This is a genomic window from Corynebacterium sp. PCR 32, from assembly GCF_037464985.1.
In the GTDB taxonomy this organism is placed as follows: Bacteria; Actinomycetota; Actinomycetes; order Mycobacteriales; family Mycobacteriaceae; genus Corynebacterium; species Corynebacterium kroppenstedtii_D.
Genome location: NZ_JBAHVL010000007.1, coordinates 68,795 through 87,023, shown reverse-complemented (window position 1 = coordinate 87,023; position 18,229 = coordinate 68,795). Strand labels below are relative to the sequence as shown.

The window sequence follows — 18,229 nt, the reverse complement described above, 5'->3', positions numbered from 1 at the left end:
GCAACTAGCGAAAATATTCGTCGTAATATTCTCCGAGTTTATTCACATAGTTCTTCATCTGTCCAGGATCCGAATACAAACCATGCCCAGAGTTCGGGAAAACGAAATAATCATAGTGGACGCGATTCCGATCAAGCGCACTCAATAGTCGATCATGCACTTTAAAGGGAACGATTTTATCCTTCTTGCCATACGCCATCAGAATAGGAACTGAGCTCGCGGAGACGTAATGATACGGTGAAATACGATCAGCAAGTTGACGGTAGGAACCATCTTCCATATCACGATCAGTCAAGGGAGCGCCTGTAAGGTCAGTCAAGAACTTCTTCTTATCCTTACCAAAACCGTTAATATTTCCGTCCGAATCAACCCAGTCCTCAGGGTGAAAGCTAGCAGGCCCAACCTCTTGAAAAATAAATTTCAAAGGTACTGGAGAATCTTTTCCATCACGAAAGGCATACATCATGGCAAGGGTTCCGCCCGCCGATTGTCCTGCAATCGCCATTTGATTGACCGGATACCCATGGTGTCGAGCTTCATTAACCACAGCCCTCACACTCGATTTCACTTCTCCATACATCTGGTCAATAGTGGATGGATGCTGATGCGAGTTGGTGGTGTAATTAATTGACGCCGACACATAGCCTCGCGTTGCGGCATCTTTCGCAGAGGAAGCGTCATTTTTATCACCACCAACAAATCCTCCACCATGAATCCAGATCACAAGAGGAGTCTCGGAATTCTTCTTCTTTGACGGAAGATAGAGATCAAAGTTGTTCTGCTTTCCATCACCATATGTCAGGTCTTTCACGACAGAGTAGGAATCTGGATCGTTTTTCATCGCCCTACTTAACAGGTCTATACGTGTCGAAAAGTAGTACGACGATACGGCAGTAACGATGATGACAATAAGGAGATATATCGCCCCCCATGCCAACCTTTTCACTACCGTCCTCCCAACATATTATCGAGGTAAAACCTGAATCCTAATGAAATAAGAAAACCGAGAATGACTCCAATGATAATGCACGTGAGTATGCGAGTAATCCGGTACGACCACAACTGTGCGATTCGACTCATGGAGCACCTCTTCCCTACCGTTTCACATGGTTTCAACGAGTCAGCGAGACCACTTTAGGTCGTAATACTAAATGATAGAGGACATTGTCCACACTCACTCGTCCAACAGATAACTTTCCCACCGAGGACACACACGCTCCGAAATTAACTTTTCACCACCACGTGCCGACGGACACCCCCAACGTTGTACGACCACACTCAAAACGGTGGGCCGTTACTCCGTTTCACTAAACCAACCAGTCACAGCCGGCGACGTATTGTGATAAATGTGCTTGGGCTCAGTGTATTCCTCCAGACCAGTGGGGCCGAGTTCACGACCCATACCAGATTGGCCAAACCCACCCCACTCCGCCTGTGGCAAGTACGGGTGAAAGTCATTAATCCACACCGTCCCATGCCTCAGCCCACGAGCCACACGCTCCGCACGGCCCGCATTCGACGTCCACACCGCCCCAGCCAAGCCATAATGAGTGTCATTAGCTATGCGCAGTGCTTCCTCTTCTGTCGAGAACGTTTCAACAGTCACAGTAGGACCGAAAGCTTCATCGTGCACACAATCCATGTCCTGGGTACACTGATCGATCACCGTCGGCAGATAGAACCAACCATCATCCAAGAAACCGTCACCACCCGCAGTGGGGCCAGTACCAAACGCCCCGCCACACCGGATGCGTGCACCCTGCTCACGCGCACGTGTCACATAATCCGATACCTTGGCGCGGTGAGCCTCCGAAATCAACGCACCAGTTTCAGCGTTCTCCTCAAATGGCCCCCCCAGACGAATCTTTGTCGCTCGCGCCACCAGGTCAGTAACAAAGCGCTCCGCAATAGACTCCTCAACCACAAGCCGCGCACCAGCCGAACATACCTGCCCAGAATGAACGAACGCTGCATTCAACGCATTATCCAATGCAGCATCATAGTCAGCATCAGCAAAAACGACATTCGGATTTTTTCCGCCCAGCTCAAGCGCAATTTTCTTCACACTCAACGACGCTTCCGACGCCACACGGCGACCGGTCTCCAGCCCACCAGTAAACGACACCATATCAACGCGAGGGTCACTCGACAGTGGCGCACCCGCTGATGCGCCAGCACCAGTGACAAGGTTGCCCACCCCCGCCGGCAATCCAGCTTTATCCATCACATCCATGAGCAGCATGGCCGTATGCGGGGTCAACTCAGCCGGCTTCAACACAAACGTATTCGCCGCTGCCACACATGGCGCCACCTTCCACGCTACCTGCAGAAGCGGGTAATTCCACGGCGTAATCAAGCCACACACCCCCACCGGCTCACGCACAATACGTGAACTTACCGACGGGTCACCAGCGTCCACAACACGTCCGGCGTCGTTACCGGCGAGGGTACCGAAATAGCGGAAGCAGCTGATAATGTCGCCCATATCGATGGTAGATTCCACGAGGCGCTTACCGGTGTCCAGTGACTCTGCGAGAGCAAATTCATCTTGACGCTTCTCGATTCCCTCAGCGACGGCACGGAGCAGCTGGCCACGATCGAAGCCAGACCACCCGGCCCACACACCGGAGTCAAAAGCCTCACGAGCGGCAGTGATAGCACGATCAGTATCTCGGCCCGATGCCTCTGCAACAACACCAACGGGTTGATTGTTCGCCGGGCAGGAAATCGTGCGTGTCTCACCATCGGCGGCAGTACTCCACTCGCCGTTAATGAATAGGGACGCAGGTTCAGCCGCCGGTGTCGGCGCGGCCGTCGGGTGCGTCAGTGATTGGGTGTCGGAAGTCTTCGCGGATTGCGACATAACGCGTCTGCACTCACTTTCTCGTGATCGTTAATCATGGCTCGGAGAATTTATACGCTGGGACATGCTCCTCTGGGATGATGAATCGGTGGTCGCAGCACTGTCAGCAGCGTAGTCGGAATAATCTTCCACCCATTCGACGACTGGATCAGCGTTATCCGACAAATCGGAACTACCCGGTAGGTCGGATTGGAGGTGAAGGAATTCCATATGACGCTCATACAAATCTAAAACATTTTCGATGAGTTGTGGTTCTGTGTATCCATACACGTCATACCCTAATGAACCGGTGAGTGTGAATATTTCCAAACGATAATAGAGTTCTTCACTATCCCGATCCATGTGAATGCGGCCGGCGAATGACGGCGTTGGATATTGTGTCGGATAGATTTGATAACGGAAGTCTCTGTCCTTCCCGAACTTAACACGGAAGTCAAGCTGATCTAGCCCCAATCCCTCCACCGTGGACCGCGTGTAGTCGACATCAGCACCACGTTCTTGACAGGCTTTCGCCACATTGTTCAAAGCTGGGGCTGCAACGTTGTCAATATAGTTGGCGACTTGTGAATATGAGGGAAATGACATTGCGCGTGCAAGGCGACGGCGCCAATTCTTTCCGGCTTCTCCAGGTGCAGCACGACCCGACATCGCGCCGTGCAAAGCCAGTGCACGGGATTTCGATTGTAAAAGCTCGAGGCGCAACGAGGTGAACAAGCTGTACATCACCAGGTACATGACGATGGCAAACGGAAGACCCATGATAATCGTTGCATTCTGTAATGCAGGAATACCATCAACGACGAGCATCGCTATGGTTAACACGCCGACGGTGGCCGCCCAAAAGATACGGGACCAGGCGCGTCCATCTTGTTGGGAATCGGTGATTTTTGAGGTGAAGTTGCTCATCACCAACGCTGCCGAATCTGCCGACGTGATGTAGAGAAGAAGTCCGATAAGCGATGCCGCTCCCATCACGACCATCCCTGCCGGATACTGGCCGAGTAGCAGGTAAAAAGCGCGCTCTGGTTTATCGACGGCCATATGCCCAAAGGCACTATCCCCGTGGATGACTTTGTCCAATGCTGAGTTACCAAAAAATGAGACCCACAAGAGAACAAAAAGAAACGGCACTGACATCGTGCCGATGACGAATTGACGCAAGCTACGGCCACGAGAGATGCGCGCGAGGAACAAGCCGATGAACGGAGCCCATGCTACCCACCATGCCCAGAAGAACAGTGTCCATGAGTTTAGCCATTCTTGGGCATTGGAAAAGGCGTAGGTGTCCATCGTCATGCCGGGAAATTTCGATGCGTACTCACCGATATTCATGACGAGGGCGTCAAAGAGGAACGCGGTTCGTCCTGTGACCAGGATGTAGAGCATCAGAGCAATAGCTAAGAGGACGTTGATCTCGGAGAGGCGTTTGATGCCCTTATCCACCCCGGACACTGCGGAAACGGTTGCCACGGCAACGGCGAGCACGATGAGTCCGATTTGCCATCCGAGATTTTCTGGCACGTTGAACAGCATTTTGAGGCCGTAATTCAATTGAACAACGCCGATACCCAATGATGTTGCGACGCCGAAGACGGTACCTAACATTGCTGCTATATCGACGGCGTCACCGGCCGGGCCGTGAATGCGTTTGCCGATCAACGGGTACAGCGCTGATCGGATGGACAGTGGCATGTTTAGCCGGTACGCGAAGTATCCGAAGGCCATTCCCATCAAGGCGTAGAGTGCCCACCCGGTGATTCCGTAGTGGAATAGGGTGAAGACGACGGCTTGGCGCGCGGCTTCGACGTTTTCACCGTGGCCTGATGGAGGGTGATAGTACTGCGCAACGGGTTCCGCTACTGAGAAAAACAGCAGGTCAATTCCAATTCCTGCTGCAAAAAGCATGGATGCCCAGGAAAAGAGGCCAAACTGTGGTTTCGCGTGGTCTGGGCCCAATTTGATGAGGCCGGCACGAGTGATCGCGACGCCGAGCATGAATAGGACGGCGACTGTGGCGGTGAGGATGTAGAACCATCCAGCATTTCTCGATACTGATCCGACGATCGCTGTGAGTACTGAGAGTGCGTGATGAGGAGCAATGATTGCCCACAGCGCGATGCAGATGATCAGAATGCCGGAGATGATGAAGACCGGCCAGTTGGTGTCTGGGGGGTCGATGGTTCGAATGGGTTGCCCCCCGCTGGGTGTGGGCCTGTCGTGTGCACCGTGGGTTTTTATGCCGTGTTTGGTGTCCTTTTTCTCTTCGTCATTATGGTCTGCCAGTGTCGACGGTGGCGCGTCTGAAATAGAATTCTCCAATCGGCCCATGCGTCTCTTCCTTCGTGTTATTAGGGATTGTATGAGTATAAACACTGCAGAAAGAAAATGTAGCCATTTGGTTTTTATATCGATTGAACATTGCATATACCTGCTGTTCAAACATGTTTTTATAGTATTAAATACCCCATTTAAGGTTGGTATTTGTGGGTATTTTTGCTAATATACTTAGCCGTTCTATGCGGGAAATATAACCGCGCCACATGCAAGAATTTTGCTGCATAAATATGGTTTCACAGTTCCCACTACTCATGCTCGTCACGCGCCCCTCGGAGCTCTCGACAGCATCCTAGGCAAGGAAGGATCCCCACGTGAGTTCATTTGCTTCTCGACTGACGTCACTAGCCACATCTACTAGCTCCAAGATCGGCACGCTTGTCCCCCAGTCCGGCCCCGCAGTCGAGCACCGCGATATTGTCATCGTCGGTGCAGGTTCCGCAGGTTCGGTACTCGCTAACCGTCTGTCGGACGATTTTTCGACCACAGTCATGGTCCTCGAAGCAGGACGGAACGATTCCCTCTGGGACCTCTACATCCATATGCCGTCGGCGTTTTCTTTCCCCATCGGCAATAAGCATTACGACTGGGAATACGAGTCCATGCCCGAGCCAGAGATGCACGGACGACGGATCTACCACGCCCGTGGCAAAGTTGTCGGTGGATCATCATCAATTAATGGCCAGATTTTCCAGCGCGGCAACCCCATGGATTACGAGAAGTGGGGCCAGCGTGATGGCATGGCAACCTGGGACTGGAAATACTGCCTCCCCTATTTCAAACGCATGGAAACAGCGTTGGGTTCACCCGACGACGACCCACGTCGCGGCCACAATGGACCGCTCCGGATGAAACGTGGCCCGGCATCCGCTCCCCTATTCACAGCATTCTTCAAGTCCATCGAACAGGCAGGATACAACTACACCCCGGACGTCAACGGTTACCGCCAAGAAGGATTCGGCCCGTTCGACGCGAACATTGACCGCGGTCGCCGCCTATCCGCAGCGCGCGCCTACCTCCACCCTGTGCTAGATCGGGAGAACCTTGAACTACGCACCCGCGCCACTGTTCGACGGATCCTCTTCGAAGGGACGACAGCGGTGGGTGTGGAATACACCTGGCGTGGCCGCACACGCCAGGTCCGCGCCAACAAAGTCATCCTCTGTGGCGGGGCGATCAACTCACCACAATTGCTTCAAGTCTCGGGCGTCGGTAATAAAGATGTGCTCAACAAGGTAGGCGTCAACGTGGTGAAAGATCTCCCCGGTGTGGGCGAAAACCTTCAAGACCATCTTGAGGTATACGTCCAGTACAACTGTACGAAACCGGTCTCATCACAGCGCTATTTGAATAAGTGGCGGTGGCCACTCCTAGGCCTCCAGTGGTTAACCACACATAAGGGCCCGGTGGCCACCTCTCACTTCGAGGCTGGTGGCTTCGCCCGCTCCAATGAGAATGAAGACTACCCCAACCTCATGTTCCACTTCCTACCGCTAGCCATGCGGTATGACGGCACGAAGCCGGAGGGAGACGACGGTTTCCAGTTCCATGTCGGCCCGATGTATTCCGATGCGCGCGGCTACGTGCGGATTACCGCACCAACCGTAGACACCAAGCCTGCCATTCTGTTCAACTACCTGTCAACAGAACAGGACCGCCGAGAATGGGTCGAGGCGATCAAAGTGTCCCGGCAGCTGCTCGATACCCCGGCAATGAAAGAGTACACCGACGGTGAGATCTCCCCTGGAGCTGCCGTACAAACCGATGAGGAAATCCTAGAATGGGTGCGTAGCGACGCAGAAACCGCTTTGCACCCCTCATGCACCTGCGCCATGGGCCCGAAGAGCGACCCCATGTCAGTCGTCGATCCCTCCACCATGCAGGTTCACGGCACCGATGGCCTCTATGTTGTCGATGCCTCCGTCATGCCCTCCATCCCCAATGGCAACATTTATGCACCAACGATGATGATCGCAGAGAAGGCGTCGGATATTATCGCAGGCAAGCCCCCCCTTGCCGCCGACGAGACACCATTCTACCACGTCAAACGTGGCGATCCACTGAATCCACCTGAGTAGATCACCGAGATGGGCCACCCGACCCATTCTGAACAGCTCACGTGCATAAGCAACAACCCCGCCACCAATGAGTGTACGGTCATTGGTGGCGGGGTTGTCACGTGCAGTCACCTGTGGATCTGCCGGACAGACGCTACGCTTCGATGGGGTGTCCCTCGTCGAAGAACGGCATCAGCTTGTTATCCACCATGGACAAGGCCGAACCAATGGCCATATGCATGTCGAGATAACGATACGTACCCAAACGTCCACCGAAGAGAACGTTGTGGTCATGCGCCTCTTTCGCAGCAAGATCGCGGTAAGCCAGCATCTTTTCGCGATCCTCAGGCGTGTTAATGGGATAGTAAGGCTCATCATCGCTGTCGGCGAAGCGGCTAAATTCCTTCATGATAACCGTCTTGTTGCGGGGGTAACGGTCTTTCCGCTCCGGGTGGAAATGACGGAATTCGTGAATGCGGGTGTATTCCACGTCCGCATCGTTGTAGTTCATCACCGGCGTACCCTGGAAGTCCCCGGTATCGAGAACTTCGGTTTCGAAGTCAAGAGTACGCCACCCCAGGCGCCCCTCGGCGTAGTTAAAGTACCTATCCAGCGGCCCGGTGTACACCACGGGCGCTTTGGGGGACGCCGCACGAAGTTCATCGCGTACTTCGAACCAATCGGTGTTCAGGCGAACCGTGATGTTGTCATGGTCAGCCATACGCTCGAGCCACGCAGTATAGCCGTCGACCGGGAGACCCTCGTAGGTGTCGTTGAAGTACCGGTTGTCGAACGTGTAGCGGACAGGCAAGCGCGAGATGTTCGCGGCAGGCAGCTCCTTAGGGTCAGTCTGCCACTGTTTCGCGGTGTAGTCACGCACAAAGGCTTCATACAGTGGCCGACCAATGAGCGAAATTGCTTTTTCCTCAAGGTTTTTCGCTTTAGCGGGATCAAGCCCGTCGGTCTGATCTTTGATGAGCTGACGTGCATCATCGGGGCTGTAGTAACGCCCAAAGAATTGGTTGATCAACCCCAGCCCCATCGGGAACTGGTACGCCGTGCCTTTATGCATAGCGAAAACCCGATGCTGGTAGTTGGTGAATTCGGTGAACTTGTTGACGTATTCCCACACGCGCTCATTGGAGGTGTGGAAAAGGTGGGCACCGTATTTGTGGATCTCGATGCCTGTTTCGGGTTCAGCTTCCGAGTAGGCATTTCCACCGATATGCTCGCGTTTTTCAACGATGAGCACTTTCTTACCGGCAGTGGCCATGCGCTCGGCAACGGTGAGCCCGAAGAAGCCTGATCCGACGACGAAAAGATCGTATTCACTGGTATTGGTAGTGACAGTCACAGTTAGACCCTATCGCCCTTCTGTTGTCTTACGCCAGCCGCCGCGCGCCCGACGCGGGTGTGACTGCGAGGAATGTTGGAGTGGGCATATTATTGTCGACGGCGCGTTGGTGAATCTTGTGCGCAATCTCGGTGACCGTGTCGGCGGGGACGAGTGCGATGATGCTGCCGCCGAAGCCGCCTCCAGTCATGCGTGCCCCGAGGGCTCCGGCGTCGAGAGCAGCGTCTCGGGCGGAGTCGAGCTCTGGTGTCGAGACGTCGTAGAGATCACGGAGTGAATTGTGGCTCTCGCTCATGAGGAGCCCACATTCGTCCCACTTCTTAGCGTTGAGGGCTTGGTGTACACGTTTGGTTCGTTCGGTTTCCTCGAGGACGTGGGTGACGCGGGCCCGTGCAATGTCAGGCAGTACTGGCGCATCAGCAGTGTGCGCCCACGATGTAGCTGTGGCGATGGCGTCGTCGAGATCAAGGAGTGTAGTGGCTCCGCCGTGTGCGGTGACGGCGTCGATGACGCCGCGACGCGATGCGTACTGCCCGTCGGATAGTGAGTGTGGGGCGTTGGTGTCCGCGACGAGGAAGGCTAGCCCGTCGGATTCGACATCGCAGGCGACCTGGTTCACGGTGGTGGTGCGGAAGTCGATGACGAGGGCGTGGCCGGCGGTTGCTAGCAGGGAGCTGCGTTGGTCGAGTCCTCCTGTGGAGGCTCCGACGATGTCGTTTTCAGCGCGGATGGCAGCGTGGATGAGCCTGTGGTAATCGGCGCCGCTGAGCGGATCGTGCGTGGAGAGTTCCTGTGCAGCCAGCGCGACCGAGCATTCCAAGGCAGCGGAACTGGAGAGGCCTGATCCCAGCGGAACATCAGAGATAATGGCAAGGTCAAGGCCATGGCCGGCATAGGCATTCTCACGGTGTCGGGAAGGGTCCTGGAGACGGGCCCATAGTGTTCCGGTGACATATCCGGACCAACCAGTCGGATAGCCTGGACGTACGTCGCTAAGAGACACGGAGGCGTGGAGGGTGGTGGTGTTCGGTGGGACGGAGACAATGGTCACTACGTCATCGGCGCGTCGACGTGCCGCTACTGCCGTGAGGTGCGGGAGTGCGAACGGGATAGATACTCCGCCGGCGTAATCGACGTGGTCGCCGATCACGTTGACTCGTCCTGGGGCAGCCCATACTCCGTCGGGTTCACCGCCGAACGTGGTGGTGAATAGTGTGGTGGCGTCGGCGATGAGTGTGGAGTCGCTCCGGGGTGGAGCCCATGTCACGATAGGCGACGAGGCAGCGAGGGGCATGCCTGAGGCTGCATGTATCGGCGCTGATTGGTCTGGTTCATGTGTCGGGTCGGGGTGTGCGTGTGTCATTGTTGTGACCCCCAGATTTCTCTGAATCGCTTGGCTATCCGCTCTGGTGTGGTGTCGTTGATCCAGAATCCCATTCCGGATTCGGATCCGGCTAGGTATTTCAACCTGTTCGGTGACCGCATGAGGGAGAACATTTGTAAGTGGAGGCGCACATCGTCGCGGGCGTCCTGCGCGGTGGGGGCTTGGTTCCACGATGCAATGTAGGGTGTACGTCGGACGCCGTCAAAGAACATATCAACGGCGGTGTAGAGCTTCTTGAGCAGCGGAGCAAGGTCTGCGCGTTCACGCTGCGTCAACGCGGCGATATCGGGGACGTGACGCCGGGGAATCACCATGACTTCCAGCGGCCATTTCGCGGCGGCGGGAACAAGGACGACGAAGTGATCAGTCCGGGCAATGATCCGCGTTCCTTCCTCGAGTTCTGTGGTGAGGAAGTCATCAAACAGGTCACGGTCGTGGTGGTGACGGTATTTTTTCGACGACTCGACGATGTTCTGGATCCGCGGCGGGACCTCCGGGTAGGAATATATCTGCCCGTGCGGATGCTGGAGTGTAACACCGATTTCTTCACCACGGTTTTCAAAGGGGTACACGTGCTGCACATCGGGGATCGCGGAAAGAGCTTCTGTGCGGTGAGCCCAGGCCTCAATGACTGTCCGAATACGGCCGACCGGCAGGTCCTTGAATGACCTGTCAATGTCCGGGGTGAAACAAATCACTTCGCACCGAGCTCGTGCCGGACGACGCGGAACCATCCCGTGATCGAGGGCATCGAAGGTAAAGGCACCTCCGGCCTCCTTTGCCTGCGTATTCTCGCTATCAGCGTGACCGGGTGCACGGTCGCTCATGCTATGGCCGCTGCCCTGGGGCGTTGGGGTCCCAGCAGTATGCATGCTGAAGGAGGGGAATCGGTTTTCAAAGACAACGACGTCATAGTCAGGCGACGGAATCTCCGTCGGCTCCTGCCCGGGCGTGGTCGGAGCGAGCGGGTCTGCGTGAGCCGGGGGCATGAACGTCCGGTTCATGCGATGGCTGGCGTATGCGACCCACTCCCCTGACAATGGATCCTGGCGAATCTCCGACTCTGTGATTGCCTCAGTTAATGGACGCGAATCCGTCAGGAGTCGTGAGACAGTTCCGCGAAGCACCTCGGGGCTATCGTCGAAGTATATCAATTCGCGCCCGTCGGCGAGGGTCATCGGGGTCACCGTGTACGCATGGTCGCTGTGTTCAGTGCCCTTGTTGTGGCGTTGATCCACCGTGTCAGTCATGTTTCCGCCATCCACTGAAAGTATTAGCTGTTCTTGTGGTTCCCGGGCCGTGGTTTGTCAGTGCCAGTGCTATCGGGAGTGGTCTGTGCTTCATCCACGATGATGGGTTTGATGCGTGCCCAGGCCACAAATAGTCCGGCGACAACAACCAGCCCAATTCCGACCCACAAGTTATCTGCCGCAGATTTTGATTCTCCTGTATCGGGGTTAGTGCCGGGGTCCAAGGCAAAACTACAAATGATCAGAACAAGGCCATATATGCCCAGCAAGATCGCGATGACCGATCGGATATCAAAAGCTCCCGCATCGTGTTTCTTGCCTGCACCCGCGGCGGGTGCAGTGTTGTCAGCTGTCATGGTCAGCGCCTTTCCAAAAAGTGGGGAGTGAAGTCTGTATAGGAGCGTGAGGCGCTCCTGTGTGTCACCGTGTGGTCTCTGTGCACGTGTTGATGTGAATGGTGGTGATGCACATATCATTTATGCGAATGCCACGTTGAGTACAGCCGCAAGAATGAGACACAGAATTCCCAGAGGCACAGTCCGGTGGTACCACGGTTGCGCAGCTTCCGTAGCATCCACGAGTTGCGCTTTTGGTGTGACAGATCGGACAAAGCCCACCAGTTCTTCGTCAGGCTTCGGCGTGGTCACCATCGTTATCAGGATGGATACAACGATGTCTGTCACGAACGCGAGTGACGCCGCGACGAAGGCAAGCCCCTGGCCCGGCAAGCTGATCGCAGGATGGGGGCCCAGCGATAATGCCCACAGTACGATGGCGGCGAGCGTACCTGTCACCAGTCCCACCCAGCCGGCAGTTGGTGTCATCCGTTTCCAGAACATACCGAGGATGAAAGTAGCGAACAGTGGGGCGTTAAAGAATCCGAACAGTGTTTGGAGGTAATCCATGACATTGCCGAAGCTCATGGCAACCAGTGCTGTTCCGACGGCGATGATAGCTGCGAGGATCGTCGCGATGCGTCCGAATTTCAGGTAGTAGTCGTCGTCACGATCTTTGACCACATACGTTTGCCAAATGTCGTAGCTCATCACGGTGTTGAAGGCGGAGATATTCGCTGCCATACCTGCCATGAAAGCAGCGAGAAGGCCGGCAATGGCAACACCCAGCAAACCATTCGGCAGCAGGTCACGCATCAGATACAGGATGGCATCATTGGGTTGGGCAGACTCATCCTTGATGGGTGTCACGATGACGGAGGCAACCATGCCAGGAATAACGACGACGAACGGGATCAGCATCTTGGGGAATGCGCCAATGATGGGCGTTTTTCGTGCGGAGCTCAATGATTCTGAGGCCATAGCGCGCTGGACTTCAACGAAGTTGGTTGTCCAATAGCCGAAAGACAGTACAAAGCCCAATCCGAAAGTGATCCCAATTGCCGAGACAATGGGGTGGCCGAAACCTGAAATATCCTGCCCTGGCCAGGTATGGAAGTGTGACTCGGCATGAAGCGAGTTTTTGAGGCCACTCCATCCGCCAACGCGATGCAGGCTGATCAGTGTGAGAGGCAGAAGCGCGGCAATAATAACGAAAAATTGCAGAACTTCGTTGTAAATAGCAGCGGAAAGACCACCCAAGGTGATGTAGGACAATACGATGACCGCGGCGACGATCAACGTCACCCACAGCGGCCACCCTAGTAGTGAATTAACCACTTTGGCCAGCAAAAGAAGGTTGACACCTGCAATGAGCAACTGCGCCAATGCAAAGGAAATAGCGTTCACCAAGTGTGCTGTGGGGCCGAACCGTTTGAGCATGAATTCGGGAACCGACCGGACTTTCGACCCATAATAGAACGGCATCATAATGATGCCGAGGAAGACCATGGCAGGCACGGCACCAATCCAGAAGTACTGCATGGTTTGCATGCCATATTGCACGCCGTTCGCTGAGTGGCCGATGATCTCGACCGCACCAAGGTTCGCCGAAATAAACGCCAACCCAGTTACCCACGATGGCAATCCGCGGCCTGATAAGAAGAAATCAATCGAGCTCGACACCCTCGCGCGGGCTGCCCAACCGATTCCTAAAACGAAAACGAAGTAAAGCGCTACCAGTGAGTAGTCCACCCAACTGGCATGTAGGCGGAGTACAGATTCCGCCGTGGCCATAGTCTCCATGCGCGTGTCCTGTTCTTTCTGAATGGTCCGTCATCTACGTTGTCATATTTGCTAATGGGTATGTGCTGCGCTGTCATTGTTCACCATGACGCTACCCTCCACGCCCCGACGAATACGCAATACGCCACTGCACGGTGAATGATTCTCCGGGAGCGATTTCTTCGATGTCAGTCCCACTGTTGAGAGCATCAGGTGGCGCAGTCATGGGTTCGACAGCTATCGCTCGTCCCCGACTGGGATAGGTGTGTCCCCATGTGGGATCTGCCGTGAAGATCTGTAACCATCTCATGCGCGGGGAGGTCCACAGCTCAGTGCCCTGCCCAGCTGTATTGAGTAGTCGGGCCGCACGGATAAGTCCAGTGTGGGATTCCGCTCGTGGGTTGATCCTAAAACAGTCGTCGAAAAGTTGATCGCGCAGGTGAATGCGGTGGACGGGAGCCCCTTGGTTGGAGCCCATCGGGTAGGTATCCGTCGGCACATCGTCAGTGGTGATAGCGGGGCCAAGCGTGTGACGAGCATCGATAATCGTCCCTGTTGGCAGTTTTCTGACTGGGTCCAGGAGCAGATGGCTGTGTACTGGTATGTCGAGGATGCACTCATTGAGTGGGGAACCTAGCGCATTGAGGTAGCTGTGAAAACCGTAGGCCACGGGTGCGAGACGACAATGCTTGTCGTTATTCACGGCGGAGGCACGGTGTGGATAGTGATCACTCACGTTGGTGATTGCGCATGTGCAGGTCAATCCGACATCAGAGAGTTCATAGGTTGATGTGATGTCGAGAGTCCATGGCCATCCCTCGCGTGGTTCGACGGTGGTGGTCAGCGTGACTGCAGATGGGTTCGCGTCGTGATGATCTGCTGGTGTGATCTGCCAGACTGTGTTGGCGACGAAGCCATGAATGGCGTTGTTCCGGCTGGGTTCTGTCATCGTCAATTGGTATGTGTGGCCGTGGGAGTGGAAACGCCCATCGCGAACCCGATTGGGCCATGGAGCTAAAACAACGTTGGCGGACAGTGGTGGATAGTCACCCTCGGCATATCCGTCCATCAGGGGGGATCCAGAGTACGTGAGGGAGCGCACTCCTCCCCCATACGTAGCAATGTCCGCAGCATACGATCCGTGTGAGATATGCACCACCGGATGGCTATTAACCTGCGACTCGTCGTCGCTCATGGCAGCTCCTTCGGGCTCACATTCAGTGCCCGAACAATGAAGGTAGCAAAACTACCCCCCACACGGGAATAGCGTGATTGTGTGGGGGACAGTTTTAGAACCATACGTCGAGAACTCGCGCCACTCCGTCATCATCGTTGCTGGTTGTGACTGCTTGCGCGATCTCATGGAGCACGGGATGCCCATTTCCCATTGCCACCCCCATTTGTGCCCATTGCAACATTTCTGTGTCGTTGGGCATATCACCGAATGCCACGGTCTCGTGGGGAGCAACACCGAGAAGTTCGGCGAGGCTTGCCAGGCCACGTGCCTTTGTCACCCCAGGGGCCGAAATTTCTAATAGGCCGCCAGAGAATGAGTAGGTGACGTGCCCCAATTCAGCAGGAATCATGGGGGCAATGCGTCGATATAGTTCTTCACTGGTGGCGTCAACTGAGCGGATCAACAGTTTCACTGCTGGTACAGCTACTAATTTTTCAGGGGTGACCACAGACACGTCTTGGCTCTCCCAGACGTGATCAAAGTTCGGTTCGATCAGGAATTGCTCTTTTTCGGAGTAGACGTTGGGCCCAACACGCTCCACTCCGAAACCGACACGGATCTCCCTCATCTGTGGGCTGGTGGGGGTGCTGCCAGTTGTCCTGGTTGCGGTTTCGCTGCTCATGGTGAGACCTTCTAGCGCACGTTGCATGAGGTCAGTCAGGTCCTCTGGGGACAGTTCGTGGGCACTGAGAACTTTTCCGCGGGCGGAGTCAAAAATAACTGACCCGTTGGTACATACGCAGAGGGGGCTGATAGGGAGCTGGCGAATAACGGGGAGCGTCCATCGTGCTGGACGCCCGGTCGCTAAGACGAGGGGTGTTTCGGTGTGAGTCATGCGCTGGATGGCGGAGATAAGGCGTGGGGTGACTCGCTCAGCGCTGGTAATGAATGTTCCGTCAATGTCTGATGCGACGAGTCTCGGCGCTGGGGAGGACATACCGACGTCAACAGCGTCAGGGAGGAGATGGTGGTCATCGGTACGGGGGGCCCGCGTGGGGCCGTTGTGGCCCACTGTTTACTGACCGTTCGTGGATTGTGCTGCAGAGGTTATATTGTCATGCCTCTCCTGCTCCGATAGTTCATGGTTGTCATATCGCTTGATGACATATTTGAGCACTTCCGCGACACCGTCGTCCTCTACTGACGACGTTACCCAGGATGCGTCACGAATAAGGTGACGATCGGCGTTACCCATCGTGACACCGGCGCCAACGTAGGCAAGGAGTTCGGCGTCATTGGGCATGTCGCCGAACGCGACGACATGCGAGGGGTCGATTCCTTTGTGGTGGAAGTACCATTCGACGCCAGTTGATTTATTGACACCGATGGGGCCAAGTTCCACCGATCCGTAGTCGTGAGAGTACGTTAGGGTGCATCGCGTGTCGATGTCGGCTCTCAAGGCATGTGCAATATCCTCGCTGGGCATGTCTGCTTTGACGACAATTTTGACGGCAGTGTTCTCCACAGTTCGGACAGTGACCTGAGCATCTGGGATATTTTTCTTGATAAGGTCAGTGAGGATATCTGCCCCGCCTTCAAAAAAGCCTTCAACATGAAGAACTTTCTTGGTCTCTGTGTCGTAGACAACGGCGCCGTTGGCGCACACCGCAATGGGAGAAATAGTGAGTTGATCGGTCACAGGTTCGAGTTCGTCGACTGACCGTCCCGTAGCGAGAATGACGTCGATTCCACACCGGGTGATCTCGTTGAATGCGTGGCGGGTGGAATCACTCACGCGCCCATCGTAAAAGATCGTCCCATCAACATCAGAACAGATGGCATCAATGGTTGCAGGAAGTTTTCCTTTCATGCGGGCGGGAATTTTATCTCGAATCTGCTTGGTCTGCCCTATGAGTGACGTCAGAGTCTTATCGAGTAGTGTCCAGTCGACGTCTTTCGTTGCGTCGGTCATGGATGCAGTAGCTGAGCGAACTGATTGGAGCAGTTCACGTGAGGAGTGATAGAAGGAATCCCTGGCTTCGATAATTTTCGACGCTCCTTCACGATTGTTATGTGAGGTCTCTTCGTAGAGAGAGTCGAAGGTTGTTTGGAGCGACTCGACGATCTTACCGGGTTCGTCGGTGGTATGCTTCTGTCGTTTCTTGGATGCTTTCTCAGCTTCCTTTTCGGCTGTCTTTTCTTCTTTTCTTTCTTCTTTGAGCTTGTTCTTTTCAAGCTTGTCAGCCAGTTTTTTTAGCTTTGTTTCCTCATCCATTTGCCACGGCATCTTCTCATGCAATGCTGCGGCGGATTCAGTGACAGAATCACGGGCGTTCACTGAGGCTGATTTCACTGCCTCGGAGCTTTTTACCCACGCGTCTGTACTCATACTGACACTTTTGTTGACGATATCGCGGGTTGTTGTCGTCACCACATGGGTTAGGTTGTTCAAATCATCCCGGAGTCGACGGATTCGGTGCCGTTCCTCTGCCACTGCGTCATCCTCACGCTGAGCGACATGGAAGGGCGGGGCGCCTCCACCGTAGCGTGCAGGAACCCAGTACTCATCACCGTTAATAGGACCGTTGTCGCGCAGATAGAGTGTCCACAATTTGTCGAGGTCATTGACCATCACCTCGCGCAGGCGTTGAGTTTCAGCAGTAGCGTCACCTTCGGGATGCATAGGAGGTAGCACATTGATGTAGATCGGGGTTCGTGTTCGGCCCAGTCGTTTTGGATGCCCTTTTGTCCAGACGCGCTGTGAGCCGACCATGGTCACGGGAATAAGTGGAACCCCCGCTTCCTGTGCCATTCGTACGGCACCGTTTCGGAAATCTTTGATTTCGAAACTGCGGGATATGGTCGATTCTGGGAATACTCCCACTAAACGACCAGCTTTGAGATAATCAACAGCTTGTTGATATGACGCGCTTCCGTCGATGCGGTCTACAGGAATGTGCTTCATTCCGCGCATGATGGGGCCGGCAATTGGGTGGTCAAATACCTCGGATTTTGCCATGTATCGTACGTAGCGACGGGCGGTACGGAATGGGATCCCTGCGTAAGCAAAGTCAAGGTAGCCAGTGTGGTTGATTGCTACCACAGCGCCGCCTGAGGACGGAACATTGTCGATCCCTACCGTTCGAAAACGGAGACCTTCTAGAGTAAAAACAGTCCGCGCGAGACCAACGATGCCGAAATATAAGGGATCTGCCATATGATCTATCCTACCGTTGATCCCAGTGTGCGAAAGTATGCACTAACGTTCAGTTCACCAGTGCAGTAAGTGTGGGTGGCCAGTGCGATGCCAATAGTCACATCAGTGGAGTTAACCCTGATAAAATTTACCCCCATAAAGGGTTATTTTTTATAGCAGATTATCTGTAGTAGAGCAGACATTATCGGGCACAAATGCCGAAAATATCAAGCAAAACAGATGAAAAATGGTCACATTTCCACCATCAATACTGCTAGTCTTATTTACTAAGTGAAATATCGAGAAAATGGTACCTACGACAGCGTAGGTTTATAATGAACCAGATCGCACCAGATGCTAGCGTCAATATTGTCAACAATGCGACTTCCACATCTCATCGAGCGAGCACGGGAGCTACGGACACTGCGAAGGCATGACTAATCGCCCACATCTAGCAGGCTGGCACCATCGCAAACCAGCAATCCTGCGTAGTGCCA

At 54.6% G+C, this 18,229-nt stretch carries 12 protein-coding genes; 1 reads left to right on the top strand and 11 read right to left on the bottom strand.

The window, feature by feature from the left end:
- Positions 1-4 precede the first annotated feature (4 nt).
- The 3 genes from V5S80_RS08965 to betT form a co-directional block, all read right to left on the bottom strand.
- Positions 5-946, bottom strand: coding sequence for a prolyl oligopeptidase family serine peptidase (locus V5S80_RS08965; protein ID WP_395170420.1), 942 nt, complete (start codon positions 944-946; stop codon positions 5-7).
- A 348-nt stretch (positions 947-1,294) separates the two neighbouring features.
- The gene (locus V5S80_RS08960; protein ID WP_395170419.1) at positions 1,295-2,863 is read right to left on the bottom strand and encodes an aldehyde dehydrogenase family protein; all 1,569 of its coding nucleotides are present in this window, start codon (positions 2,861-2,863) and stop codon (positions 1,295-1,297) included.
- Positions 2,864-2,893: 30 nt separating this feature from the next.
- Entirely contained in the window at positions 2,894-5,191 is a 2,298-nt protein-coding gene (betT, locus tag V5S80_RS08955; RefSeq protein ID WP_395170418.1) for a choline BCCT transporter BetT, read from the bottom strand.
- 374 nt (positions 5,192-5,565) lie between these two features.
- On the opposite strand from betT, the gene betA reads away from it, so the two are divergent.
- Positions 5,566-7,275, top strand: a complete 1,710-nt coding sequence (gene betA / locus V5S80_RS08950; protein ID WP_395170439.1) for a choline dehydrogenase — start codon at positions 5,566-5,568, stop codon at positions 7,273-7,275.
- Between the two features lie 133 nt (positions 7,276-7,408).
- On the opposite strand, the gene glf is transcribed toward betA, so the two are convergent.
- The 8 genes from glf to V5S80_RS08910 all read right to left on the bottom strand — a co-directional run bounded on the left by glf (position 7,409) and on the right by V5S80_RS08910 (position 17,753).
- The gene (glf, locus tag V5S80_RS08945) at positions 7,409-8,608 is read right to left on the bottom strand and encodes a UDP-galactopyranose mutase (protein ID WP_395170417.1); all 1,200 of its coding nucleotides are present in this window, start codon (positions 8,606-8,608) and stop codon (positions 7,409-7,411) included.
- Between the two features lie 28 nt (positions 8,609-8,636).
- Entirely contained in the window at positions 8,637-9,878 is a 1,242-nt protein-coding gene (galK, locus tag V5S80_RS08940; RefSeq protein ID WP_395170438.1) for a galactokinase, read from the bottom strand.
- Positions 9,879-9,967: 89 nt separating this feature from the next.
- Positions 9,968-11,170, bottom strand: coding sequence for a galactose-1-phosphate uridylyltransferase (gene galT / locus V5S80_RS08935; protein WP_395170437.1), 1,203 nt, complete (start codon positions 11,168-11,170; stop codon positions 9,968-9,970).
- 95 nt (positions 11,171-11,265) lie between these two features.
- Positions 11,266-11,598 carry a hypothetical protein gene (locus tag V5S80_RS08930; protein WP_395170416.1) on the bottom strand — a complete coding sequence of 111 codons (333 nt, stop codon included), beginning with the start codon at positions 11,596-11,598 and terminating at the stop codon, positions 11,266-11,268.
- A 120-nt stretch (positions 11,599-11,718) separates the two neighbouring features.
- On the bottom strand, positions 11,719-13,371 hold the full coding sequence (locus V5S80_RS08925; RefSeq protein ID WP_395170436.1) for a sodium:solute symporter family protein: 1,653 nt from the start codon (positions 13,369-13,371) through the stop codon (positions 11,719-11,721).
- Positions 13,372-13,471: 100 nt separating this feature from the next.
- Positions 13,472-14,554 (bottom strand): aldose 1-epimerase family protein, encoded by a 1,083-nt coding sequence (locus tag V5S80_RS08920; protein WP_395170415.1) that lies wholly within the window; start codon positions 14,552-14,554, stop codon positions 13,472-13,474.
- Between the two features lie 94 nt (positions 14,555-14,648).
- On the bottom strand, positions 14,649-15,533 hold the full coding sequence (locus V5S80_RS08915) for an HAD family hydrolase (RefSeq protein WP_395170435.1): 885 nt from the start codon (positions 15,531-15,533) through the stop codon (positions 14,649-14,651).
- Between the two features lie 78 nt (positions 15,534-15,611).
- Complete coding sequence (locus tag V5S80_RS08910) at positions 15,612-17,753, bottom strand: HAD-IIB family hydrolase (RefSeq protein WP_395170414.1); 2,142 nt, start codon at positions 17,751-17,753, stop codon at positions 15,612-15,614.
- Positions 17,754-18,229 lie beyond the last annotated feature (476 nt).